Source organism: Devosia crocina, assembly GCF_900116545.1.
GTDB classification, from domain to species: domain Bacteria; phylum Pseudomonadota; class Alphaproteobacteria; order Rhizobiales; family Devosiaceae; genus Devosia; species Devosia crocina.
The window spans coordinates 418,552-440,006 of the sequence record NZ_FPCK01000004.1; the positions used below are offsets into that span (position 1 = coordinate 418,552).

Here is a 21,455-nt window from a genome sequence, read left to right on the forward strand (position 1 = left end):
GAAATGAAAACAATGATCACGGGCCTTCTGGCGGGGACCATGGCGCTGGCCACACTGCCCGGCGCCTTTGCGGCGGACGCGCTGACGCTGCAATTGAAGTGGGTGACGCAGGCCCAGTTCGCCGGCTATCTCGTGGCCGAAGCCAAGGGATTTTATGACGAGGAAGATCTCGACATCACCATCCTGCCCGGCGGGCCCAACATCGCGCCCGAACAGGTGATCGCCGGCGGTGGCGCCGACATCATCGTCACCTGGATGGCGGCAGGCCTTGCCGCGCGCGATACCGGCGTGCCGCTCGTCAACATCGCCCAGCCCTTCAAGCGTTCGGGCCTGATGATGATCTGTCCGACCGAATCCGAGGTCACCGAAGTAGCCGACTTCCCCGGCAAGACGCTGGGCGTCTGGTTCTTCGGCAACGAATATCCGTTCTTCGCCTGGATGAACAAGGAAGGTATCGCGACCGACGGCTCGGACGGCGGCGTGACGGTCTTGCAGCAGAGCTTTGATATCCAGCCCATGATCCAGGGCCAGGCCGACTGCATCTCGGTCATGACCTATAACGAATATGGCCAGGCGCTCGATGCGGGCTATGGCCCCGAAAACCTGACCATCTTCAACTATACCGAAATGGGCAATGACCTCCTCGAAGACGGGCTCTATGTCCTGGAAGATTCGCTCGACGATCCAGCCAAGGTCGATGCCTATACCCGCTTCGTGCGCGCCTCGATGAAGGGCTGGGCTTATGCCCTCGAAAACCCCGAGGAGGCTGCTGAAATCGTCGTCGAGAGCGACGAAACGGGTGCGGCCGAGCTCGATCATCAGCTCTATATGGTGGGCGAAGTCTCAAAACTTGTCGACGCGGACGATCCGGCGCTCGACATGGCGACCTATGACCGCACGGTCAAGGCGCTGATCGACCAGGAGATCATCGGGGCCGAGCCGGAAGGGGCTTATACGACGGTCGTCACCGACGCCCTGAACTAGGTTTGGAGCGCTCTGTTTGGGCGGGCGGGGAGCGATCCCTGCCCGTTTTGCTTTCTTAGGAGGCAGGCAGATGGCCTGTTGGCGGCAACTTCCGCCACGCTTTAGTATTTTCACCCTTGCTTTGCCCATACACTGTGCTACATATCTAGCACACTAGATAGGCACGACACATGGATGATTTTCACGCGAGCCAGCCGATCTTCGTGCAGATCCGGCAGCGGCTGATCGAAATGGTGCTGCGCGGTGCGGTCAAGGAGGGCGATGCCCTGCCTTCCGTGCGCCAGATCGCGGGCGAGCTCTCGGTCAATCCGCTGACGGTCACGCGGGCCTTCGAAGCCCTGGTCGAAATCGGTGTGGTGGAAAAAAGAAGGGGGCTAGGGATGTTCGTGACCCAGGGCGCACGCGACAAATTGCTGTTGCATGAACGCGACAAGTTTCTCGCGCAGGATTGGCCGCGCATTCTGAGCCAGATCAAGGCTCTCGAACTCGATCCCCGGACGTTGCTTGCCCAGGCCCAAGAGGAGCCCAAGCCATGACTGACACCACGTTGCACAGCGAACCCGTCGTCACCGCACGCGGGCTGAAAAAGCGTTTTGGCGGCAAGGAAATCCTGCACGGGCTCGATTTCGACATCCCCGCGGGGCGCATCTATGGACTTGTGGGGCACAATGGAGCCGGCAAGACCACGACGCTCAACGCCATGCTGGGCCTGACGAGCTATGAGGGCACGATCCGCGTTCTGGGCGAAGACCCCTTTGCGCGCCGCGCCAAGCTGATGGAAAACGTCGCCTTCATTTCCGATGTCGCCAGCCTGCCCCGGTTTTTACGGGTGCGGGAGCTGTTTGCACTCTTGTCCAACATCCACCCCAACTTTTCCGTCGACAAGGCGCGCGATTTCCTTTCCGGCACCGATATAAGGCCGGAAATGAAGATCAAGACGCTCTCGAAAGGCATGATGGCTCAGCTCCATCTGGCCGTCGTGATGGCGATCGATGCCAAGCTGCTCGTCCTCGACGAGCCGACGCTCGGGCTCGACATCACCTATCGCAAGCGGTTCTATCGCCGGCTTCTGGAAGACTACATGACCGAGGAGCGGACGCTGATCATCACCACCCATCAGGTGGACGAGATCGAGTTCATGCTGTCCGACATCATGTTCATCAGGGATGGCGACCTGATCCTCCACATGCAGATGGAAACGGTGAACGAGAAATTCGCCCAGCTCGTCAGCAACGAGCCCGAAACGCAAGAAGCGGCGCGGGCGCTCGGCCCGGTTTACGAAGAAACCCGCTTCGGCCAGACCGTCTTTGTCTTCGACGGGGTGGCCCGCGATAGGCTCGAGCCGCTGGGCAAGGTGTCGACCCCCACGCTGAGCGATCTTTTCGTGGCGCTGATGCAGCGCCCGACCGCCAATCCGGAGACCGCCCGATGAAGGCCTTTTCCGCCCTGATCCACCGCGAATTCATCGAACATCGCGGGGCCTTTCTGCTCGGCCCGCTGCTGCTGGTCGCGATCGTTGTCGGGATGACCGTTCTCGCCTTTACCGTGGGGCGGGTCGATGTGCGCATGACCGGCTCGATCGTGACCGGGTTGTCCACCATGCTGTTCTGGCCGGCCCTCGTCCTCTGCGTCGCCTGGGGACTCTATCTCTTGGCCGTGCTGTTCTTTTATTGCGCCGATGGCTTTGCCGCCGACAAGCGCAACAATTCCATGCTGTTCTGGAAATCGATGCCGGTTTCGGACTTCACCATGCTGCTGGCCAAGCTGATTGCGGCCGTCACGGTGCTGCCCGGCGCAGTCTATGCCATCGCTCTTTTGAGCATGGCGCTGATGCTGGGAACGGCGCAGATCGCCATGATCGTCAATGGCACCTCGGCCGTGACCAATTTCCTCGATCTCGGGGCGATCTTCTGGAACGTGGGACTGATTGCGCTGGTGCAGCTTGTCGTCTCGCTCTTGTGGTACATGCCGTTCATGGCGCTGGTCGGGGCCATGGCCGTGATGGTGGGCCGCTGGGCCATTCCGCTCTCGCTGCTTCTTCCCTCGCTCGTGGCAACGCTCGAATGGGTGACTCTGGGCGGGCTCCACCCGTTCCAGACCCGGACCTGGGACTATGTGAGCTATCGCAGCACCATGCCCGAGGCCGGGCTTGTCGATCAGTGGATCGCCGATGGACCGCTTGGGGTCGATGTTCATTCGGGTGTGCCCTATGCGCTCGATCTCATCGGCCGCCTCGATTGGCTGCAGGTGGGAATCGGCGTTGTGTTTGCGCTTTGTGTGCTGTTCCTTGCCAGCGAATATCGGCGCCGCGCTGCCGCCAATTGACCGGCAGGCTCGACTTGACCACTCTGCCGCCGCGTGCCGATCGGGATGCGCGGCGGCCAATTCAGAGGATTTCATGCGCGTTCATCTGGTGCAGTGCCACCCCCTGGCGGAAAGCCTCAATGCGCATCTGGCCGGCACCATCGCCCAATGGCTGCTCGAACGCGGCCACGAGGTGGACCGGCTCGATCTTGCCGTGCATGGCTTCAGCCCCAGCCTGACCCCGGAGGAGCGGCGCGGCTATTATGCAGCGCCGTTCACGCCACCCGATATCGCGCCGCTGCAGGAGCGGCTGGGCCAGGCCGATTGCCTGATCCTGGTTTTTCCCACCTGGTGGTTTTCCATGCCGGCGCTGCTCAAGGGCTGGTTCGATCGCGTCTGGGCGCCTGGCTTTGCCTACCATCACGGCACCCCGATCAAACCGCTGCTGACCGGACTCAAATCCGTGCTGGTCGTGACGACGCTCGGCTCGCCCTGGTGGATCGACCGCCTCCTGATGCGCCAGCCGGTGCGCAAGGTGCTCAGGACGGCGCTGATCGGAGCCTGTGCGCCCAAGGCCAGGTTCGGGATGCTGAGCCTTTATGGAGCGGAAGAGGTGGATGCCGGGCAATTGGCGCGGTTCGAAGGGCGGATCAAGAAGGCCTTGGCAGGTTTGAGCTGAAGGCGCCCAAGCGCATTGAGTTTTGATGGCCAAGGGCTTAGTTGGCCTGGCTTTACCGGGATGATTTGCATGACCCTGCCCACTCTTGTCAGTTTCTGGCATGGCCCAATGAGCTGGCTCGAAGCGCTGTGCATTGCGTCCTTTGTCCGGCAGGGCCACCGCGTCGAGATTTTTGCCTTCGACCGTCCGGACAATTTCCCCCATGGCGCGGTCTGGCGCGACGCGTCCGAAATCCTGCCGCGTGCGGACCTGGTTTTTTACAAAGGCAAGGGCACGCCGGCGGTGTTTTCCGACCGATTCCGACTCGAGCTGATGCGGCAGGCCCAAGGCGTCTATGTCGATCTCGATCTTTATCTTGTGGCGCCCATCGTGGGGCCCCAGGACTATCTGATGGCCTGGGAAAAGCCCGGCTCGGTCAATAGCGCGGTTCTCCATATTCCCGCCGATGCGCCGCTGCTGGGGGATCTGCTTTCAATCTTTTCGGACCAGAACCGTCCGCTTCTTGAGCCATTCCTTACGCCCATGCGGCGCTGGGAAGTGGCGGCGCGCCGGCTCCTGGGCGAAAGGATCCCGCCGGAAAACCTGCAATATGGCGCCACCGGCCCCATGGCCCTGACCCATTATGTGCGGGCGCGCGGGCTGGCCGATCGGGTCCTGCCCAGTTCAAGCTTTTATCCGATCCCCTATGAGCGCATTCCGCCCTTGATGCAGCCCGGCTCATCGGTCGACCCCTTCGTTCGCGCGGACACCACCGGCATCCACCTCTGGCGCAGCCAGTTCACCGCGCGCGGGCGGGCCGGCATGCCTGTGCCGCCTGTGGGAAGTGCCATGGCGGACCTCTGCCGGCGCGAGGGAATCGTCCCGAACTGAGCGAAGGTCCCTACCGCAAGAACGGCAGCCTTTTCCGCCACCACCGTCCCCACCGGTGCCGCGCGAACCGGTAGAACAGATCATTGGTCATCACGTGGCGATACCAGCGGGCATAGGCGGTGGTGCGTAAAATGCCCGCCCAGAGGGCCCAGGGCCGGTTCTTGCCGGTGAAATGGAGGATATGTGGATCCAGCGCTTCATGGGCGGGGTGGGCGTCCATGGTGTTCCAGCGCCAGTCGAGCTTGTGCCAGCGATTGCGGAACACGAGGTTGAGAACGTCCTGATCGTAGTAGAGCCGGTCCAGCCAGCCCTTGCCGGCGATCAGCGCGACCTCTGACTTGACGTCGATGGCGCGCCATTGCGCGAGATCGACCACCAGCATGCCCGAATTGAAATAGGGATCGGCGAGATCGAAAATGCCGCTGTTCTGGCGCATGTCCCGGCGGCCCATGATGAAGGGATGGAGCGAATCCTGCACCGCCCCGAGCGGCATGCCGCCCAGATCGGCTTCGAGCAGCCGCTCGATGGGCGCGCGCACCAGCATGTCGCAATCAAGATAGAGCACCCGCGACACTGCCTCCGGCAAGATGTCGGCCAGAAGCAGCCGCGCATAGACCACCTTGGGCCATTGCGCGCTGGCGGGCATGTCGGCGACGAAGACATCGAAGAGCTCCATGCCATCGAGCGGATGCCAGGCGATCTTGGCGCCGAATTCACCGGTGATGGCTTCGAGATCGCGCTTGTGCTCGGCCAAAAGCGGCAGGTGCAGGAGATGGAAGACGAGGTCCTGGCGCCGATGGGTCGAAAGGCAGATCGAGCGCATCACGGCATAGGCCGGCGCCCAGAAATTGTCGTCGAAGGCGAGAACGATATCAAGCGAAGAGGCCATGGCGATCCGGAGTGCACGTCGCCCCCCGCACGGAGGCTCGTCCCCTCTTATAGACTGGAACGGCAAAGAAAAGAGGCGCGGTGCCGCCCCGGCCACGCCTATGCCGCTAATCCCCGGCCTTTCGGGCGCGGGCAGACTGTGGCTCCACCTTTTCCGGAGAGCCAGAATGGACGACACACCCCGCCTCGGCCTGCCCCATATCCATGCCGGACAGGCGCTTAAGCACATCACCCATAACGAGGCGCTGCAGCGGCTCGACATCCTTGTGCAGGCCAGCGTCGACAGCGCGAGCGACACGCTTCCCCCGTCGGACCCGCTCGAGGGCGAGACCTATCTCGTGCCCGCAGGCGCTGGCGGGGGCTGGGCAGGTCATACACACGAGATCGCGGCCTGGCAGATCAATCGCTGGGTGTTTCTCGATCCCGCGCCCGGTTGGCAGGTCTTTGACCGCGCAAGCGAAAGCCTCTTGGTCTTTTCGGGCAGCGCCTGGGTGGCGATCGCCGGGCCGGAGCTGAGGAGTCAGGGGATCAATACCAGCGCCGATCCGACCAATCGCCTTGCCGTTGCGGCTCCAGCCACGCTTCTCACCCATGAGGGCGCGGGTCACCAGCTCAAGATCAACAAGGCCTCGGCGGCAGACACGGCGAGCCTCCTGTTTCAAAGCAACTGGTCGGGCCGGGCAGAAATGGGCCTGATGGGTGACGATAGCTGGCGTATCAAGCTCAGCCCCGATGGCGTGAACTGGATCGAGGCCATGGCCATCGGGCCGGATGGCGCGGTGCGGCTTGCCGGATCGCTTCGGCCAGCGGCCGACAACAGCCACAGCCTTGGCGCGAGCGGCGCGCGCTGGGGCGCCATCTGGTCTGCTACCGGTACGATCCAGACCTCGGACAGCCGCGACAAGATCGATATCGCCCCAAGCGATCTCGGGCTCGATTTCATTCTGGCGCTCAACCCGGTGCGCTATCGCTGGCGAGCGGGCGCGGACAAGTCCGACCATTATGGGCTCCTTGCCCAGGAGGTGCTGGCGACCGCCCGCAAACACGGTGTCGGGCGCTTCGGCGGCCATGTTCTTGCTGAGCCCGAGGACGAGCAAAGTCAGCAGGCGCTGCGCTATTCCAGCTTCATCGCGCCGCTGATCGCCGCGATCCAGACGCTGAACGGGCGCATCGAAACGCTGGAAAAAGCTGTTGCCTCCCACATGCAACCAGCACCTTGATATGTAACTCTCCGTGTTACATATAGGAGGCAGACAGTCCCAAGGGGAAAGCACCATGCAGGATGTGACCATTATCGGGGGCAGCTTTGCCGGCATTGCCGCCGCCATGCAACTGGCCCGCGCCCGCCGCCGGGTGACCGTGCTCGACACGGGTTTGAACCGCAACCGCTATGCCAGCCACGCCCATAACGTGATCGGCCAGGACGGTACGCCGCCGGGCGAGTTTCTGGCCCGGGCCCGCGAGCAGGTTCGCGCCTATCCCAGCGTCACTTGGGTGGACGCGCGGGCCGAAACCGTTTCAGGCGAGCCCGATGCCTTTACGGTCAAGACCGCGGATGGCGAGACGATCGAAAGCCGGCGGCTTATCCTGAGCTATGGCATTACTGATATTTTTCCCGACGTTCCCGGCTTTAGTGAAAGCTGGGGCAAGACGGTGATCCACTGCCCCTTCTGCCATGGCTATGAAGTCTCGGAGAAACCCTGGGGCCTGCTTTATTCCTCACCCATGTCGCTCCACGGGCCGGTGCTTTATGCCAATTGGACAGAGGACATTTCGCTTATTCTCGATGGCCACGCGATCATCGACGAGGAGCGCCACAAGCTAGAAAAGCGTGGCGTCAAGATATTCGACGGCAAGCTGGCTTCCATCGAGCACGACAGGGGCACGATCAGCGGCGTGACGCTGGCGGACGGCACCAAGGTGCCGCTCGGCGCGCTTTATGCCCATCCCCAGAACCGGCCCTCGGCCAATCTGCATGAACAACTCGGCCTTGATACCAAGCCCACACCGACCGGAATCATGCTGGCCATGGGCGATATGGGCGCCACCCCTCGCCCCGGCATTTATGCGGCGGGAGACCTGACCATGGGCATGCATTCCATCACCTTTTCCGCCAATTCCGGCTCGCTCGCCGCCATGGGCGCGCTCAATTCGATGATGGTTTAACGGCGAGCGAGGAGCCCACTGACGCATCCCCCTCATCCGGCGCTACGCGCCACCTTCTCCCCGAGAGGGAGAAGAACAGATCAAACCGCCCCTCTTGTCCTCTCCCTCTCGGGGAGAGGGTGGATCGGGCGCAGCCCGAGACGGGTGAGGGGGAGCCCTACTCGCTCATAGGGTAAGCCCCACTGAATTACCGCAACCAGCCTTGTGGGCGGGGATGCAGCTCCATCTGACCATCCTTGGTCGCCTCATCGATTGCGGCGACCTCCTCGGCGCTCAGTTCGAGATTGTCGAGCACACCCAGATTATCCTTGAGCTGTTCGAGCGTGCGCACGCCGATCAGCGCCGAAGTCATTTCCGGGCGCCGCAAGACCCAGGCGAGCGCCAGTTGCACCAGCGACTGGCCGCGGTCACGCGCGATTTCGCCCAGCTTGTCTACCGCAGCCAGGACGCGCGGCTCGATATGGCTGGCGCGCAGCGTGCCGCTTGGATTGTCGCCGCGCGTGCCATTGGTGTTGCCGGAGGAATATTTGCCGGACAGCACGCCCTGGGCGAGCGGGGAAAAGGCGATGACTCCGATGCCGAGTTCGCCACAGGCCTCGATGGTGCGGTCGTTCTCGATCCAGCGATTGAGCACCGAATAGCTCGGCTGGTGAATGGTCGTCGCAACGCCCATCTCTTTCAGGATCCGATGCGCCTCGCGCGTTTCCTTTTCGGGATAGGAGGAGATGCCGACATAAAGCGCCTTGCCGGTGCGCACCGCATGAGCCAGCGCACCCATGGTTTCCTCGAGCGGAGTGTCGGGGTCGAAACGGTGCGAATAGAAGATGTCGACATAGTCGAGCCCCATGCGCTTGAGGCTCTGATCAAGGCTCGCCAGCACATATTTGCGGCTTCCCCACTCGCCATAGGGACCGGGCCACATATTGTAGCCGGCCTTGGTCGAGATGATCATCTCGTCGCGATAGGGGCGGAAATCGCGCGCCAGGACATGGCCGAACAGTTCCTCGGAGGAGCCGGCCGGCGGGCCGTAATTGTTGGCAAGGTCGAAATGGGTGATGCCCTGATCGAAAGCATAGCCAAGGATTTCCATGGCGCTCGGATAATCGCGCGTACCGCCGAAATTCTGCCACAGCCCGAGGCTGACCACGGGCAGCTTCAGCCCGGAGCGGCCGGAGCGGCGATATTGCATGGGGTCGTAGCGTGCGTTGTCGGCCCGATAGGTCACTTGGAAATTCTCCCGATGTCGTGCTTGCAGCCGCCCGTGACGCCGGGTGCGGCCAATGGTATGAGCGCATCATGACCGCGCATCACACCGACTCTGCCTCCAATCTGCCTCAGGCCCATTATCCATACAAGGTGATGGCGATCTACAAATTCGCCGCCCTGCCCGATTGCGAAGCGCTCAAGACCCCGCTTGCCCAGTTCTGCTGCAATCAGGGCATCAAGGGCACGCTTATCCTTGCTCCCGAGGGGATCAATGGCACGGTGGCGGGCAGCGCTGAGGCGATCGATGCGCTGGCCGAGTTTTTGTTTGTCTCGGGCCCGTTCGGCACAAGGCTCGATGGTGCGGAAACCAAATATTCCTTTGCCGAGGAAGCTCCGTTCCTGCGCATGAAGGTCAGGCTCAAGCCCGAGATCGTGACCTTGCGTGCGCCGGAAGCTGACCCTTCAAAACAGGTCGGCACCTATGTCGAGCCGGAAAACTGGAACGCCTTGATCGAGCGCAACGATGTGGTGCTGGTCGATACGCGCAACGATTATGAGGTGGGTCTTGGCACTTTTCAGCGCGCGCTCGACCCCAAGACGGCGAGCTTTGTCGAGTTCAAGGACTATGTGGCCAAACATCTCGACCCCGCGCGCGACAAGAAGGTCGCCATGTTCTGCACCGGCGGCATCCGCTGCGAAAAGGCGTCGTCCTATCTCCTGAGCCAGGGATTCGAGGAAGTGTTCCACCTCAAGGGCGGCATCCTGAGATATCTTGAAGTCACGCCGAAGGAGGAGAGCCGCTTTGCCGGCGAGTGCTTCGTCTTCGACGAGCGCGTTTCGGTCGGCCATGGGCTGGAACTAGGCAATGCCACGCTGTGCCGCGCCTGCCGCCATCCACTGACCGAGGCGGATCGCGCCCATAAGGATTTCACCGAGGGCCTTTCGTGCCCCTATTGCGCCGATGACACGGCCAAGCACAAAGCCGCTGCCGAGCGTCAGCACCAGATGGACCTCGCCAAAAAGCGCGGCACGGCGCATCTGGGGGACGCGGTCAAGGAGATCGCGGCACGCGCAAAGAAGGAGAAAATCGCGCGGGCCGAGGAGTCCCGGGCGCGGAATGGCGAGAGCTAAGCTGCTCGGGGCTCGATTGCCTCAAGGTCCTTTCCGATTTCGCGCCGGCGCTGCATCAGATCGAATTCGGCCTGCAAGGACAGGAAAAAGCCTTCCGACAATCCAAAATAGCGGGCAAGCCGCAGATCGGTATCGGCGGTTACGCTACGCTGCCGCAAAACGATCTCGTTGATCCGCCTCGGGGATACGTGGATAGCACGCTCTATCGGCCCATGCTCGTCGACTTCATCCGCGAAATCGCAGTCGGATGCGCGCGGGTGGGCACAATTCTCGATAGCCGACTAGAAGACTTGCTGCCTGCGGCTTAGTCTCCCCATCAAGAGGAGATACTATGCCCACATACGACTTCATCATTGCCGGCGGTGGCTCGGCTGCCTCGGTTGCCGCCTGGCGGCTGGTCCGGGAATTCGGCTTTCGCGTCTTGATGCTCGAACGCGGGCGGGCGCGGACCAATCGCATCATGGCAATGCCCGCCGGCTACATGAAATATCTGGGGCAGGACACGTTTCTTGAGATGCACAAGACCGTGCCGCAGCCCCAGCTTGGCGGCCGCGCGCCGATCGTGCCGGTGGCAAAAGTTCTCGGCGGCGGCTCCTCGGTCAATGCCATGGTTTATATGCGGGGCCAGAAAGAGGACTATGACGGCTGGGCCCAGAGCCTCGGCAATGATCCCACCTGGTCCTATGACGGCATACTTCCTCACTTTACCGGGATAGAGGACAATGCCCGCCTCCATGATCTCTTCCATGGGCGGGGCGGGCCACTGCGGGTTTCCGATCCGGGTTATACTACGCAAACGACGCATGATTTCATCGCCGCGGCCGAGGCGCTGGGCCACCAGCCGAACCCTGATTTCAACGGTGCCACCCAGTTCGGCGTCGGCATCATGCAGCACACCTATGCCCAATGGGGCCGCTACAAGGAGCGTTCGGACGCGGTCAAGGCCTTTCTCGATCCGCTCAAAGGGGACGAGCGGCTGACGATCATCTCCGAGGCGCGGGTCGACAAGATCCTCGTCGAAAACGGCCGCGCCACGGGCCTCAGCTATACCAGGGATGGCGAGACCCACACCGTGCGCGCCGAGCGCGAAGTGCTTGTTGGCGCCGGCAGCTATAACAGCGCCAAGCTGATGATGCTTTCGGGCATTGGCCCGGCCGATCACCTGCGCCAGCATGGCATTTCGGCGGTCGCCGATATCGCCGGCGTCGGGCAGAACCTGCAGGACCATCACGAGGTCCCGGTGATCGCGACGACCAAGGGCAAGTCCGGCTATTTCGGGCAGGATCGCGGCTGGAACATGATCCGCAACGGGCTCCGATATCTGCTCACCAATACCGGCCCGGTGACGACGACGGGCATCGAAGCCTGCATGTTCTTCGATCCCGATGGCGGCTCGCGCCCGACGATCCAGCTTTATTGCGCACCGATCGTTTATCTCGACCGCGACGTTTCTGCCGCCAAGCCCACCTATGGCGTCACCTTCACCTCCTGCCTCCTCCGCCCCAAGGCGCGCGGCAGCGTCACCCTGCGCTCAGCCAATCCGGCGGATCAGCCGGTGGTCGACTGCAATTTCTTCGGGCATCCTGACGATCTCAGGCTCACCATCGCGGCGCTGCACGAGGCGCGAAAACTGCTGAAATCCTCCCCGCTTGCGGAAAAGATCGACGCCGAACTGCTGCCGGACCAAGCGGTGATGGATGATCCCGAGGCGCTCGAAAAATATTGCGGACAAACGGTCAAGACCAACTACCACCCTGTCGGCACGCTGCGCATGGGCCGGGACGACGATCCCACCGCCGTGGTCGACAGCCAATTGCGGGTGCGGGGAATCGCTGGATTGCGGGTGATCGACTGCTCGATCATGCCGCAGATCGTCTCGGGCAATACCAATGCGCCGGCCATGGCCATCGGCTCGAAGGCGGCGAGCCTGGTGGCGGGAGCGTAAGCTTGCGCCAATCCGCTCCAGTCGACTAAGGCACGCTACGCCATGCCGATCAGCACGCCTGCGCCAAACACCAATGCGCCGCCGATCACCACCTGCAGCACCGCGCGCCAGAAGGGCGTTTGCATATAGTGCTTCTGGATAAAGGCGATGGCCCAGAGCTCGATAACGACCATAAGGCCGGCAATCGCGGTCGCTGTCCAGAAGTCGTGGATAAGATAGGGCAGCGCGTGACCGAGCCCGCCCACCGCCGTCATGATCCCCGCAGCAAGGCCGCGCTTGATCGGCGAGCCGCGGCCGGTCAGGCGGCCATCGTCTGAGGCCGCTTCCGTAAAGCCCATGGAAATGCCTGCGCCCACCGCGGCCGCGAGCCCCACCAGAAAGGTCTGGTGCGTATCGCCCGTGGCAAAGGCGGCGGCAAAAACCGGGGCGAGCGTTGAAACCGAGCCATCCATGAGCCCGGCCAGTCCCGGCTGCACATAGGTGAGGAGAAACTGGCGATGGGCGGCATCCTTTTCGGTGTTGTGCCCGTCCTCGCCCAAAAGTTCCTTGTCCAACCGCGTGGCGCTTGCCGCGTGGCTGCGCTCGACCTGGGCCAGATCGCCGAGCAACCGGCGAATGGCGACGTCATTCACGAGCCGGGCTGCCTCTAAATAGAAATGGTAGGCGCTTTCTTCCATCTCCCAGACCTGCTGGCGCGCCTGTTCGAGCGTCAGGGTCTTGAGCAGCCACACCGGCTTGCGCACGAGAAAGCCGCGCACATGTTCGCGCCGGATGGGCACGAGGCGCTTGCCGAAGCGCTCGACATACATATCGAGCAGAAGCCGCCGGTGCTCGTCCTCCTCGGCAGCCATGGCTTCGAGCAGCGCCGCCGTGCCGGGATAATGAGTGCCGAGCCGGGTCGCGAGTTCGGAATAAATCCGGCCATCTTCCTCTTCGGCGGCAATGGCAAGAGACAGAATTTCCCGCTCGGAAAGCGTTCGGAAGGAGCGGCGGGTGTCAGGCCAGAGCGTGAACATGAAGGGCCAAAGCTTAGAACTGTTCTAGTTTAGAATTGTTCTAAGGTTTGAGCAAGAGCCGAGATGAGGGGAACGGCAGCGCGATTATCGAGGCAAGGCCCCCTCACCCGCCGGCTGCGCCGTCGACCTCTCGCCGAGAGGGAGAGGTGGGAGACTGCCAAAGTCGCACAGCGACACCTCTCCCTTGTGGGGGAGAGGTCGGATCGCGCAGCGATCCGGGTGAGGGGGCCTTCCAGCACCACCAGTCGTTGCTCATCGAGACCAATCAGCCGCCCAGAAACCGCTCCATCCTGAACGGCTTCACATCTATTGCGGTGGGTTCACCCGTCATCATCTGGGCCAGCAATTCACCGGTCGCCGGCCCCAGGGTAAAGCCGTGATGGGCATGTCCTATGCCGGCATAGAGGCCATGGTGGCGGGGGGCTTTGGAGATAATGGGCATCATGTCGGGGGTGCAGGGGCGGGCCCCTTTCCAGGGCTCCTTCTCGGCCCTCGTCCCGAGCGGAAAGAAGTCGCGCGCCGCCGCTTCCGCCTTGCCGAGCTGGATGGGGGTGGGCGCCGCATCGCGTAAGGCGAATTCGGCGCCTGTGGTGATGCGGATGCCGCGCGCCATGGGCGCCATGGCAAAGCCCACTTCGGGATCGAGCAGGGTATTGTTCAGCTCAGCCCCGTCTTCGGCATGGTAATGCATGTGATAGCCACGCTTGACGAAGAGAGGCAGGCGATAGCCGAGCCTGTCGAGCACTTCTGGCGCCCAGGGACCAAGGGCGATCACCGCTTCGCGCGCCGTGTGCCGCGTGCCGGACACGTTGGTCGACCACGCGTTTCCGTGCTGGACGAGCCCATCGGCCGCCCCGACCACAAAGGTTCCGCCAAGCCGCTCGAAGAGCGCAAAATATTGGGCGACCAGCGCGCCGGGATCGCGCACGGTCCAGGGATCGGTCCAGTGCACCGCCCCCACGAGGCCACCGCGCAGGCTCGGCTCGACCGCCTTGAGCCCGGCCCAATCCACCACTTCATGATTGACCCCATAGCGCGCCTTGTCGTCGGCTGCCCTGGCAGCCGCCTCGGCGAGCTTTTCGGCGGTGCGGAACACCAGATACCAGCCATGGCGGGTGATGAGCTTTTCAGCTTCGGGCCCCGCTTCGGCAATCAGGGCGGCATGGGTAGTGATGGAGCGGCCGATCAGGGGCGCATAGTTGTGCACGATCTGCCGATAATGGTCGGGCGAGGAGGCCCACCAGTATCGCAGGAGCGGCGGGGCGATGCGCGGCAGGGCGAGCGGTTCGTAGCGCGCTGCAGTCGACAGATGCAGCCCTACCTGCATCAGGGTTGCCAGATCACGCGGAAAGGCATGGGGCCGGACCCCTTCGCGCTGGATGATCCCGGCATTGCCATAGGAGGTTTCGCGCCCTGGCTGGTTCTTGTCGATCAGGGTGACGCTGCGGCCGCGCTTGAGCAGATGAATGCCCGTCGCAATGCCGACGATACCGGCGCCCAGGATCAACACATCTTGCATTTCGGCCTCCTTGTGCCGCCAGGGGTGAGCCTATGGCCGCGCCTCTTGATTGAGGTAACCTTGCGCGCTGTCGGGCACTTCCCCGGCCAGCCAGTCGCGAAACAGTTTCAGCTTGCGCGTTTCGCGCCGCCCCCTGGCCGTCGCCAGATAATAGCCGCGGGAGCCCAGGACAGGACTGTCGAAGGGCCGCACCAGCCGGCCATCGCAAACCGCATCGGCGCTCATCATGTCGGCCGCCAGCAGCAGTCCCTGCCCCGACATGGCCGCATCGAACGCCAGCGACGCGTCGGACAGCACGGGGCCGGCCAGTTTCTGGCCGGGGTCCCGCCCATGCGCTGCGAGCCATAAAGGCCAATCGAGCATGCTGGTCTGATCGATGATCACCGGCACTTTGCCAAGATCGGTGAGATCGGCGTGCCGCGCCGCAAATTCGGGTGCGCAAACCGGCTGAAAGGCCTGTCCGCCGATTAGGCTTGCCGAAACTCCGGGCCAGGCTCCATCGCCGAAGCGGATGGCGCAATCGAGATCGGGGCGCGTCAGGTCGAGCATGGTGCCGGTTACGGTCAGCCGCAGATCGAGCCCGGGGTGTTGCTGCTCGAATTTCTTGACCCGCCAGATCAGCCAGCGCGAGGCAAAGACGCTGCCCACGGTGACGTTGAGCACGCCCTCCTGCGCGCCGGTAAGGCTCGCCAGCCCATCGCGCAAGGCCGTGAAACCGGCGCTGAGCTGGGGCAGGATCTCGACCAGTTCAGGCACGGGACGCAGCCCCTGCGGCGTGCGGGTGAAAAGCGCCATCCCGAGCCGTTCCTCGGCCCGGCGCAGATGCTGGCTGACTGCGCCCACCGTCACCCCAAGCTCCTCGGCGGCCGGGGCAAGCGCCCCTGCCCGCGCCACGATCTCTATGGCGCGCAGGGCATTGAGCGGAATGGGGAAAGCACTGCTCATATAGATTTTCTATACCGAGCCGAAAACCTTGTCCATTGCCTCGCCCCGCACCGCGGCGCAGGATCAAAGCCATCAAGACCTGCACCACGACACAAGGAGACGGACCATGTCCGGCTTGCGCGACCTTTTGCGCCGATTTGCTGCCTGGCTGAGCGAACCCAGCGCGGCTCCTCCCCCACCTCCAGGGCCTGCCACGCGCCTTTGGGCGGATCTTCCCCCGCACCATCCGCGTTGCCCGGAGGCGCCGTGCTGAAGCCATAATCAACGGGACAATGCGGGGCGACACAAGAATTCAGTTTGGAGTGCCCTCTTGCCCCGTCTCCTTTCCGCCCTCGCCTTTCTCGCCCTGAGCCTCAACGCTGCCGTGGCTCAGGACCAGGCGCCGCAAGAACCCGCGCCTGGGCAAAGTGTCACGATTGACCCGCTTGCCAAGGTCAATTCCAGCAACCGCCAGAGCGAACTGCTCACCGGGCTCTATGCCACCCAGGCAACGATCGAATTGTGCGGTATCGATGTGATCGAGCCAGGCGTCACCGCCATGGCCGCCCACCGCCGCCAGCTGCAAGGCGAGTTGCGCATGGATGAAGCGACCGGCGAGAGCGCCTATGCCGCCATCAAGGCCGATGTCGAAAAAGCCGGCGTCGATTGCGCCGAAGGCAGCACCGACCGGACCCAGGCCAATGCGGTGATCGCAATCTATTCGGGGAACTGATCGTTCAACGAGGCGGGAGAGCCCCTCACCCTAAACCCTCTCCCCGGAGGGGCGAGGGGACGATGGACTTGCTGGCGGTGTACCCGTCAACGCTGGATGATCGGCTCTTGCGTCCCCTCGCTCCTCCGGGGAGAGGGTCAGGGTGAGGGGCCTATCCTCACTCGCAAATCTGCGCCGTGCACGTCTGCCCATGACAGCCGAGGTCGAAATGGAGGTGATCCCGATGCTCCGCATTGGCTTCGGGGCCCAGCACCGTCGTGAACCTGCCGCAGGCAGCCCCATGTGACTGGCGCAGCAATTTGCCCTCTGGACTCGTTGCCTCCGGCCAATCGGCCTCCACCGAAACCGTGCGCCCGTCGGCCAGGGTCATCCCGGCGATATCGACCGCATTGGCAAAGCCGTGCTCGGACACGAAGCCATCTTCGGCGCCATAGCGGTTGCGGCACACAAAACCCGGACCGTTGGACAGCGACACGAGCGCACTGTCGAGCGCGGCCCGGGCATAGCTATCCACCTCCCCGGCCCAGGCGACTAGTTCGCCGGCCACGAGGCAATTGGTGGTGATCGGCTCGGAAAGGGCAATGCTGCGCCCCTCGAGATTGAGCGCGGTGATCGAAAGCGGCGACTGCGCCTTGCACACACCATCATCGATCGGGGGCAGCATTTCTCCACTGACCGCACCCGAGAGCAGTGCCGGGCAGGCCACCTGATAGATCCGGCCAGCCTCGACCGGCTCCGCCGCCACCGCGGTCTCCTCCCCTTCCGCGACAGGCTCGTCCGGCGTTTCGGCAGTCTCGGGCACCTCGGCGTCCGCCCCGAGATCATCGGGTCGCGGACGGGGAATGGGCGGGGTTTCACCTTCTTCGCCACCCTCGGCGTTTTCCGCTGCCGGAGCTGCCTGAGCGGGGCGCTGCGTCGGCGCGCGGCGCGGTGTCAGGTCCTCGACCAGATCCTGCAAAGGCGCCAGCAAATCCTGCGCCGGGGCCGGATGGGCGAGGGCGGCAACCGCCAGAATGGAGACGATGAGGTGACGCATGGCCGAACAAACGCGCCAAAGCGTTGCGCGTTGCCGTTTACCCCTCGCAAACCATCTTTCTCCGCTCTTCGCCTTCTGCTATCAGCGCGCGTATGACCACGCCGCTCAAAAACATCCGCAATTTTTCCATCGTCGCCCATATCGACCATGGCAAATCCACCCTTGCCGACCGCCTCATCCAGCTGACCGGCGGGCTGGACCTGCGCGAGATGAAGGAACAGGTGCTCGATTCCATGGAAATCGAGCGCGAGCGCGGCATCACCATCAAGGCGCAGACCGTGCGCCTCAAATATCGCGCCCAGGATGGCGAGGACTATGTCCTCAACCTCATCGACACGCCCGGCCACGTCGACTTCGCCTATGAAGTGTCGCGCTCCATGGCCGCCGTCGAAGGCTCGCTCCTGGTCGTTGACGCCTCGCAGGGCGTCGAGGCGCAGACCCTCGCCAACGTTTATCACGCGCTCGATGCGAACCACGAGATCGTCCCGGTTCTCAACAAGGTCGATTTGCCCGCGGCCGACATCCCGCGCGTAAAGGCACAGATCGAGGATGTGATCGGCATCGATGCCTCGGACGCGCTCGAAATCTCGGCCAAGACCGGCATGGGCATCGACACCGTGCTTGAAGCCATCGTTCAGCGCCTCCCTGCTCCCCAGGGCGACATCACTGCGCCGCTCAAGGCGCTTCTCGTCGATTCCTGGTACGACACTTATCTCGGCGTCGTCGTCCTTGTCCGCATCATCGATGGCGTGATGAAAAAGGGCCAGAAGATCCGCATGATGGCCTCGGGCGCCGTCTATGAGCTCGATCGTGTCGCCGTGCAGACGCCGAAACTGGTCGAGGTCGGCCAGCTGACCCCCGGTGAACTCGGCGTCTTTACCGCCTCGATCAAGGAAGTCGCCGATACCAATGTCGGCGATACCATCACTGATGATCGGAAGCCCACCGCTACGCCCCTGCCCGACTTCCGCCCGGCCCAGCCGGTGGTATTCTGCGGCCTGTTCCCGGTCGATGCTTCCGATTTCGACGAGCTGCGCGCCGCTATGGGCAAGCTCCGGCTCAACGACGCCAGTTTCTCCTTCGAAATGGAAACCAGCGCCGCTCTCGGCTTCGGCTTCCGCTGCGGCTTTCTGGGCCTTCTCCATCTCGAAATCATCCAGGAGCGGCTCAGCCGCGAGTTCGATCTCGATCTGATCGCCACCGCGCCGTCGGTCGTCTACGAGATCGAGATGACCAATGACGAAACGCTGCATCTGCACAATCCGGCCGACCTGCCGGACGTCATGAAGATCCGCGAAATCCGCGAGCCCTGGATCAAGGCGACCATTCTGACGCCCGACGAATATCTTGGCGCGATCCTGAAACTCTGTCAGGACCGCCGCGGCATCCAGCGTAATCTCTCCTATGTCGGCCAGCGCGCCATGGTGGAATACGACCTACCGCTCAACGAAGTGGTCTTCGATTTCTACGATCGCCTCAAATCGATCTCCAAGGGTTATGCGAGCTTTGACTACCAGCTCGCCGAGCACCGCGAGGGCGATCTCGTCAAGCTTTCGATCCTGGTCAATGCCGAACCCGTCGACGCGCTTTCCATGCTGGTGCACCGCTCCGTCGCCGAATCGCGCGGCCGCGTCATGTGCGAAAAGCTCAAGGAGCTGATCCCGCCGCATCTCTTCGTCATCCCGATCCAGGCCGCTATCGGCGGTAAGATCATCGCCCGCGAAACCGTGCGCGCCATGCGCAAGGACGTGACGGCAAAATGCTATGGCGGCGACGCGACGCGTAAACGCAAGCTGCTCGAAAAGCAGAAGGCGGGCAAAAAGCGCATGCGCCAGTTCGGCAGCGTGGAAATCCCCCAAGAAGCCTTCATCAAGGCGCTTAAGATGGGCGACGACTGACCCTGCCTCACCTCGCCCCTTTTGGGAGAGACCGGCGCGCAGCGCCGGGTGAGAAGCCTTGTTCGGCATAGCCAAGCAGATAAAGCGCCGCCCCACTACCTTTCATCCCCGCGCAAGCGGGGATTTCTTCTTGTGGCGAACCCGCACCAGAAAACCATGTCCGTTGCCCCCCACGGGAGGCCGGAGTCCATCCGCACTTCCTGGCCCACCCCACCCGACCTCCCCCTCCGAAAGGGGGAGGAGCACCTCAGCGGCCCCAACCGCCCCACACACCCATCTGTCCCTCCCCCTTCTGGAGGGGGAGGCTAGGAGGGGGTGCTCTGGGGCGTGTCACTGCTCGCTCACAAAACCGGGCGCTCGCTTGGGTTATTACCAGTCGAGTTGAGGCCCTATGTCATCAGTGGGGTGGGATGCGGACTGGCAGCTTTATCCGATGTTGGTCGAACAACTGCCGTTCAGGCTTAACCCGCTCATTTAGAACGAAGCGACCGGACCACCGAATAGCGCCTCGTCGGGGTTGATACCGAGACCCGGCCCCGTTGGACGCTCCACATGCCCGTCCTTGATGGTGAGCCCGTTCCCGCCATCATAGTGGCCTTCGATAAAAGGCGCAGCGATCCATGCGCCCTCGTTGAGTGAGGGGCGAACCGTCGCACCAACGTGCGTGCAGGCCGCAGCAATGATGTCGCCTCCCCAACTATCATCAGAGGTGTGCGGCAGGTTCATCGCTGCGCAGACATCGCGGAATGCTGCCATTGGCTGCAGTCCGCCGATCCGGGTGATTTTCATGGCGAAGCCGTCCACGAGACCTTGACCGGCAGCAGAGATAGCGGTTGCGAGGTCCAGCCCGCTCTCGTCCATGTAGATGGCATGATGCATCTGCGGCCTGATCTTGCGCAAATCCTCAATGGTCTTGCACGGCTGTTCCATGGTGAAGGGCACGTCCAGACATTCCCGACTTGCGCGCAGAGCGTCGCGCGTCGTCCAGTTGCAGTTGGCATCGACAGCGAACCGGGTGCCGGTGCTGCGGATGACCTCCCACGTTTTACGGATCGCCTCAATGTCGATCTCGACCGGTCGGTTGCCAACCTTCAACTGAAGCCGCGGATAGCCTTCTTTACTCTTCTCTTGTGCGATGCGAGCAGCTTCATCCGGTTCTGCGAGCCCGACTGCATAGTACGAGGGCACGCGGTCTGTAAGGGCTCCGCCTAAAAGATCCGAAACGCTGACCTCTAGATGCTTACCGAGCAGGTCATAGACGGCGATGTCCACTGCGGCCTTCGCGTAATTATGGCCAGCGAGCAGCTCATTCATCCGGCGGTGGATCGGGAGCGGCAAGACCTCCTCGCCGATAAGACCGGGGGCCATCTGAAGCAAGGCTGCACGTGCGCCCGCAGCATGTTCTTCGGCGTAGGTCGCTCCGACGGGGCATGTCTCTCCCCAGCCGACTTGTCCGTTGGTTGCGATGATCTTCACAAGAGTCGTGTCGAGCGTGGATACGTCAGAACTCGCGATCCGGAATGGTCCCCCCTTCACTGGCAGCTCTAACTTGAAGATCTCGATACCAGCGATTTTCATATGATCTCCTTTTACAACCCCAGCGTGGTTAGCTCGCGCTCTTGGCGAATCCGCTTCAGAGCACAACCGCATGTCAGGCGGGGTAGAGCTGGAGGGCTTAGAGCGAGACGAACAGCGTTAGCAGGGTGGTAGACCGGCTCCTGGCAGTCCCAACTCCCTAAACGATGTAGTGTTTCGTTGTTTCGGGCATGGTGCCTTAGTTTCAGTGTCGACTCTCAAGGCGTCGCAACTACTAAGCTCTGCGCGGATCTAGCCAAGCACATGTCGATCTCGTTGGTGATGCGTGTGGCGTCATGGCGCGGCTCGATCGGCGCACAATGCCGCGCTGATCGTCCCATCGCTCTCGAGAACCAGATATTTGACGCTCTCGATATCCTGACCGCCTGCAGATCGCACGGCGCTTAAGGCTTCATCACGCGTAACGCGCTCGCGCTTCATGGCTTCGTAGCAAAATGCCCCGTCATGCGCCAAGAGCGTCGGCTCAGACCGAACAGCCTGGGCGAAACCAGGCCAACGAACTGAGGCGAACGTCACCAGATACTGCATGAGGATCAGCAGGCCCAGCGCCACGGCCCCTT

20 protein-coding genes and 1 pseudogene are annotated in these 21,455 nt (G+C 62.8%); 12 read left to right on the top strand and 9 right to left on the bottom strand.

Translation table 11 applies throughout. From position 1 onward, the window contains the following. The first annotated feature begins 3 nt into the window (after positions 1 to 3). From BM364_RS18005 to BM364_RS18030, 6 genes are all read left to right on the top strand, one after another. Positions 4 to 984 carry an ABC transporter substrate-binding protein gene (locus BM364_RS18005; protein WP_092427123.1) on the top strand — a complete coding sequence of 327 codons (981 nt, stop codon included), beginning with the start codon at positions 4 to 6 and terminating at the stop codon, positions 982 to 984. Between the two features lie 170 nt (positions 985 to 1,154). Next, the gene (locus BM364_RS18010) at positions 1,155 to 1,520 is read left to right on the top strand and encodes a GntR family transcriptional regulator (RefSeq protein WP_092427126.1); all 366 of its coding nucleotides are present in this window, start codon (positions 1,155 to 1,157) and stop codon (positions 1,518 to 1,520) included. Further along, positions 1,517 to 2,416, top strand: a complete 900-nt coding sequence (locus BM364_RS18015) for an ABC transporter ATP-binding protein (protein ID WP_092427129.1) — start codon at positions 1,517 to 1,519, stop codon at positions 2,414 to 2,416. Before BM364_RS18010 ends, BM364_RS18015 begins: the two co-directional genes overlap by 4 nt. After that, complete coding sequence (locus BM364_RS18020; RefSeq protein WP_092427132.1) at positions 2,413 to 3,309, top strand: hypothetical protein; 897 nt, start codon at positions 2,413 to 2,415, stop codon at positions 3,307 to 3,309. Before BM364_RS18015 ends, BM364_RS18020 begins: the two co-directional genes overlap by 4 nt. A gap of 73 nt (positions 3,310 to 3,382) precedes the next feature. Next, positions 3,383 to 3,967, top strand: a complete 585-nt coding sequence (locus BM364_RS18025) for an NAD(P)H-dependent oxidoreductase (RefSeq protein WP_092427135.1) — start codon at positions 3,383 to 3,385, stop codon at positions 3,965 to 3,967. 69 nt (positions 3,968 to 4,036) lie between these two features. Continuing rightward, positions 4,037 to 4,837 carry a hypothetical protein gene (locus BM364_RS18030; protein WP_139232630.1) on the top strand — a complete coding sequence of 267 codons (801 nt, stop codon included), beginning with the start codon at positions 4,037 to 4,039 and terminating at the stop codon, positions 4,835 to 4,837. Positions 4,838 to 4,847: 10 nt separating this feature from the next. On the opposite strand, the gene BM364_RS18035 is transcribed toward BM364_RS18030, so the two are convergent. After that, positions 4,848 to 5,726 (bottom strand): glycosyltransferase family 8 protein, encoded by an 879-nt coding sequence (locus tag BM364_RS18035; RefSeq protein ID WP_175528665.1) that lies wholly within the window; start codon positions 5,724 to 5,726, stop codon positions 4,848 to 4,850. Between the two features lie 166 nt (positions 5,727 to 5,892). On the opposite strand from BM364_RS18035, the gene BM364_RS18275 reads away from it, so the two are divergent. Both BM364_RS18275 and BM364_RS18050 read left to right on the top strand, forming a co-directional pair. Next, positions 5,893 to 6,945, top strand: coding sequence for a DUF2793 domain-containing protein (locus tag BM364_RS18275; protein WP_175528666.1), 1,053 nt, complete (start codon positions 5,893 to 5,895; stop codon positions 6,943 to 6,945). Between the two features lie 55 nt (positions 6,946 to 7,000). Then, on the top strand, positions 7,001 to 7,891 hold the full coding sequence (locus BM364_RS18050) for an NAD(P)/FAD-dependent oxidoreductase (RefSeq protein WP_092427144.1): 891 nt from the start codon (positions 7,001 to 7,003) through the stop codon (positions 7,889 to 7,891). A 187-nt stretch (positions 7,892 to 8,078) separates the two neighbouring features. Here the strand turns inward: BM364_RS18050 and BM364_RS18055 are convergent, their stop codons facing one another. Next, positions 8,079 to 9,116, bottom strand: coding sequence for an aldo/keto reductase (locus tag BM364_RS18055; protein ID WP_092427147.1), 1,038 nt, complete (start codon positions 9,114 to 9,116; stop codon positions 8,079 to 8,081). A 71-nt stretch (positions 9,117 to 9,187) separates the two neighbouring features. Here BM364_RS18055 and trhO point away from each other — a divergent pair, with 71 nt between their 5' ends. After that, positions 9,188 to 10,228 (top strand): oxygen-dependent tRNA uridine(34) hydroxylase TrhO, encoded by a 1,041-nt coding sequence (gene trhO / locus BM364_RS18060; protein ID WP_175528667.1) that lies wholly within the window; start codon positions 9,188 to 9,190, stop codon positions 10,226 to 10,228. On the opposite strand, the pseudogene BM364_RS18065 reads toward trhO, so the two are convergent. After that, positions 10,225 to 10,434 (bottom strand): annotated as a pseudogene (locus BM364_RS18065) (HigA family addiction module antitoxin); the annotation flags it as partial. The gene trhO and the pseudogene BM364_RS18065 overlap by 4 nt on opposite strands. 125 nt (positions 10,435 to 10,559) lie before the next feature. Between BM364_RS18065 and BM364_RS18070 the strand changes: the two are divergent. Further along, positions 10,560 to 12,173, top strand: a complete 1,614-nt coding sequence (locus tag BM364_RS18070) for a GMC family oxidoreductase (RefSeq protein WP_092427154.1) — start codon at positions 10,560 to 10,562, stop codon at positions 12,171 to 12,173. Positions 12,174 to 12,208: 35 nt separating this feature from the next. Here the strand turns inward: BM364_RS18070 and mbfA are convergent, their stop codons facing one another. The 3 genes from mbfA to BM364_RS18085 form a co-directional block, all read right to left on the bottom strand. Continuing rightward, on the bottom strand, positions 12,209 to 13,189 hold the full coding sequence (gene mbfA / locus BM364_RS18075) for an iron exporter MbfA (RefSeq protein ID WP_092427157.1): 981 nt from the start codon (positions 13,187 to 13,189) through the stop codon (positions 12,209 to 12,211). A gap of 265 nt (positions 13,190 to 13,454) precedes the next feature. Beyond that, positions 13,455 to 14,708, bottom strand: a complete 1,254-nt coding sequence (locus BM364_RS18080) for an NAD(P)/FAD-dependent oxidoreductase (RefSeq protein ID WP_092427160.1) — start codon at positions 14,706 to 14,708, stop codon at positions 13,455 to 13,457. A gap of 30 nt (positions 14,709 to 14,738) precedes the next feature. Beyond that, entirely contained in the window at positions 14,739 to 15,653 is a 915-nt protein-coding gene (locus BM364_RS18085; protein WP_092427163.1) for a LysR substrate-binding domain-containing protein, read from the bottom strand. A 310-nt stretch (positions 15,654 to 15,963) separates the two neighbouring features. Between BM364_RS18085 and BM364_RS18090 the strand changes: the two genes are divergently transcribed. Then, positions 15,964 to 16,365 (top strand): hypothetical protein, encoded by a 402-nt coding sequence (locus BM364_RS18090; protein WP_092427166.1) that lies wholly within the window; start codon positions 15,964 to 15,966, stop codon positions 16,363 to 16,365. A 157-nt stretch (positions 16,366 to 16,522) separates the two neighbouring features. Here BM364_RS18090 and BM364_RS18095 read toward each other — a convergent pair whose 3' ends face one another. Then, on the bottom strand, positions 16,523 to 17,401 hold the full coding sequence (locus BM364_RS18095) for an extensin-like domain-containing protein (protein WP_092427169.1): 879 nt from the start codon (positions 17,399 to 17,401) through the stop codon (positions 16,523 to 16,525). A gap of 92 nt (positions 17,402 to 17,493) precedes the next feature. On the opposite strand from BM364_RS18095, the gene lepA reads away from it, so the two are divergent. Further along, the gene (gene lepA / locus BM364_RS18100) at positions 17,494 to 19,299 is read left to right on the top strand and encodes a translation elongation factor 4 (protein ID WP_092427171.1); all 1,806 of its coding nucleotides are present in this window, start codon (positions 17,494 to 17,496) and stop codon (positions 19,297 to 19,299) included. 474 nt (positions 19,300 to 19,773) lie between these two features. On the opposite strand, the gene BM364_RS18105 is transcribed toward lepA, so the two are convergent. Then, complete coding sequence (locus BM364_RS18105) at positions 19,774 to 20,877, bottom strand: mandelate racemase/muconate lactonizing enzyme family protein (RefSeq protein WP_092427174.1); 1,104 nt, start codon at positions 20,875 to 20,877, stop codon at positions 19,774 to 19,776. A gap of 291 nt (positions 20,878 to 21,168) precedes the next feature. Continuing rightward, positions 21,169 to 21,455 (bottom strand): DUF421 domain-containing protein (locus tag BM364_RS18110; protein ID WP_139232632.1); only part of this gene is annotated, 287 nt, incomplete at its 5' end.

Excerpts from the sequence above, each read along its gene's own strand:
- BM364_RS18005 (WP_092427123.1), top strand. The coding sequence starts at position 4 with ATGAAAACAATGATCACGGGCCTTCTGGCGGGGACCATGGCGCTGGCC.
- BM364_RS18010 (WP_092427126.1), top strand. The coding sequence starts at position 1,155 with ATGGATGATTTTCACGCGAGCCAGCCGATCTTCGTGCAGATCCGGCAG.
- BM364_RS18015 (WP_092427129.1), top strand. The coding sequence starts at position 1,517 with ATGACTGACACCACGTTGCACAGCGAACCCGTCGTCACCGCACGCGGG.
- BM364_RS18020 (WP_092427132.1), top strand. The coding sequence starts at position 2,413 with ATGAAGGCCTTTTCCGCCCTGATCCACCGCGAATTCATCGAACATCGC.
- BM364_RS18025 (WP_092427135.1), top strand. The coding sequence starts at position 3,383 with ATGCGCGTTCATCTGGTGCAGTGCCACCCCCTGGCGGAAAGCCTCAAT.
- BM364_RS18030 (WP_139232630.1), top strand. The coding sequence starts at position 4,037 with ATGACCCTGCCCACTCTTGTCAGTTTCTGGCATGGCCCAATGAGCTGG.
- BM364_RS18035 (WP_175528665.1), bottom strand. The coding sequence starts at position 5,726 with ATGGCCTCTTCGCTTGATATCGTTCTCGCCTTCGACGACAATTTCTGG.
- BM364_RS18275 (WP_175528666.1), top strand. The coding sequence starts at position 5,893 with ATGGACGACACACCCCGCCTCGGCCTGCCCCATATCCATGCCGGACAG.
- BM364_RS18050 (WP_092427144.1), top strand. The coding sequence starts at position 7,001 with ATGCAGGATGTGACCATTATCGGGGGCAGCTTTGCCGGCATTGCCGCC.
- trhO (WP_175528667.1), top strand. The coding sequence starts at position 9,188 with ATGACCGCGCATCACACCGACTCTGCCTCCAATCTGCCTCAGGCCCAT.
- BM364_RS18070 (WP_092427154.1), top strand. The coding sequence starts at position 10,560 with ATGCCCACATACGACTTCATCATTGCCGGCGGTGGCTCGGCTGCCTCG.
- mbfA (WP_092427157.1), bottom strand. The coding sequence starts at position 13,189 with ATGTTCACGCTCTGGCCTGACACCCGCCGCTCCTTCCGAACGCTTTCC.
- BM364_RS18080 (WP_092427160.1), bottom strand. The coding sequence starts at position 14,708 with ATGCAAGATGTGTTGATCCTGGGCGCCGGTATCGTCGGCATTGCGACG.
- BM364_RS18085 (WP_092427163.1), bottom strand. The coding sequence starts at position 15,653 with ATGAGCAGTGCTTTCCCCATTCCGCTCAATGCCCTGCGCGCCATAGAG.
- BM364_RS18095 (WP_092427169.1), bottom strand. The coding sequence starts at position 17,401 with ATGCGTCACCTCATCGTCTCCATTCTGGCGGTTGCCGCCCTCGCCCAT.
- lepA (WP_092427171.1), top strand. The coding sequence starts at position 17,494 with ATGACCACGCCGCTCAAAAACATCCGCAATTTTTCCATCGTCGCCCAT.
- BM364_RS18105 (WP_092427174.1), bottom strand. The coding sequence starts at position 20,877 with ATGAAAATCGCTGGTATCGAGATCTTCAAGTTAGAGCTGCCAGTGAAG.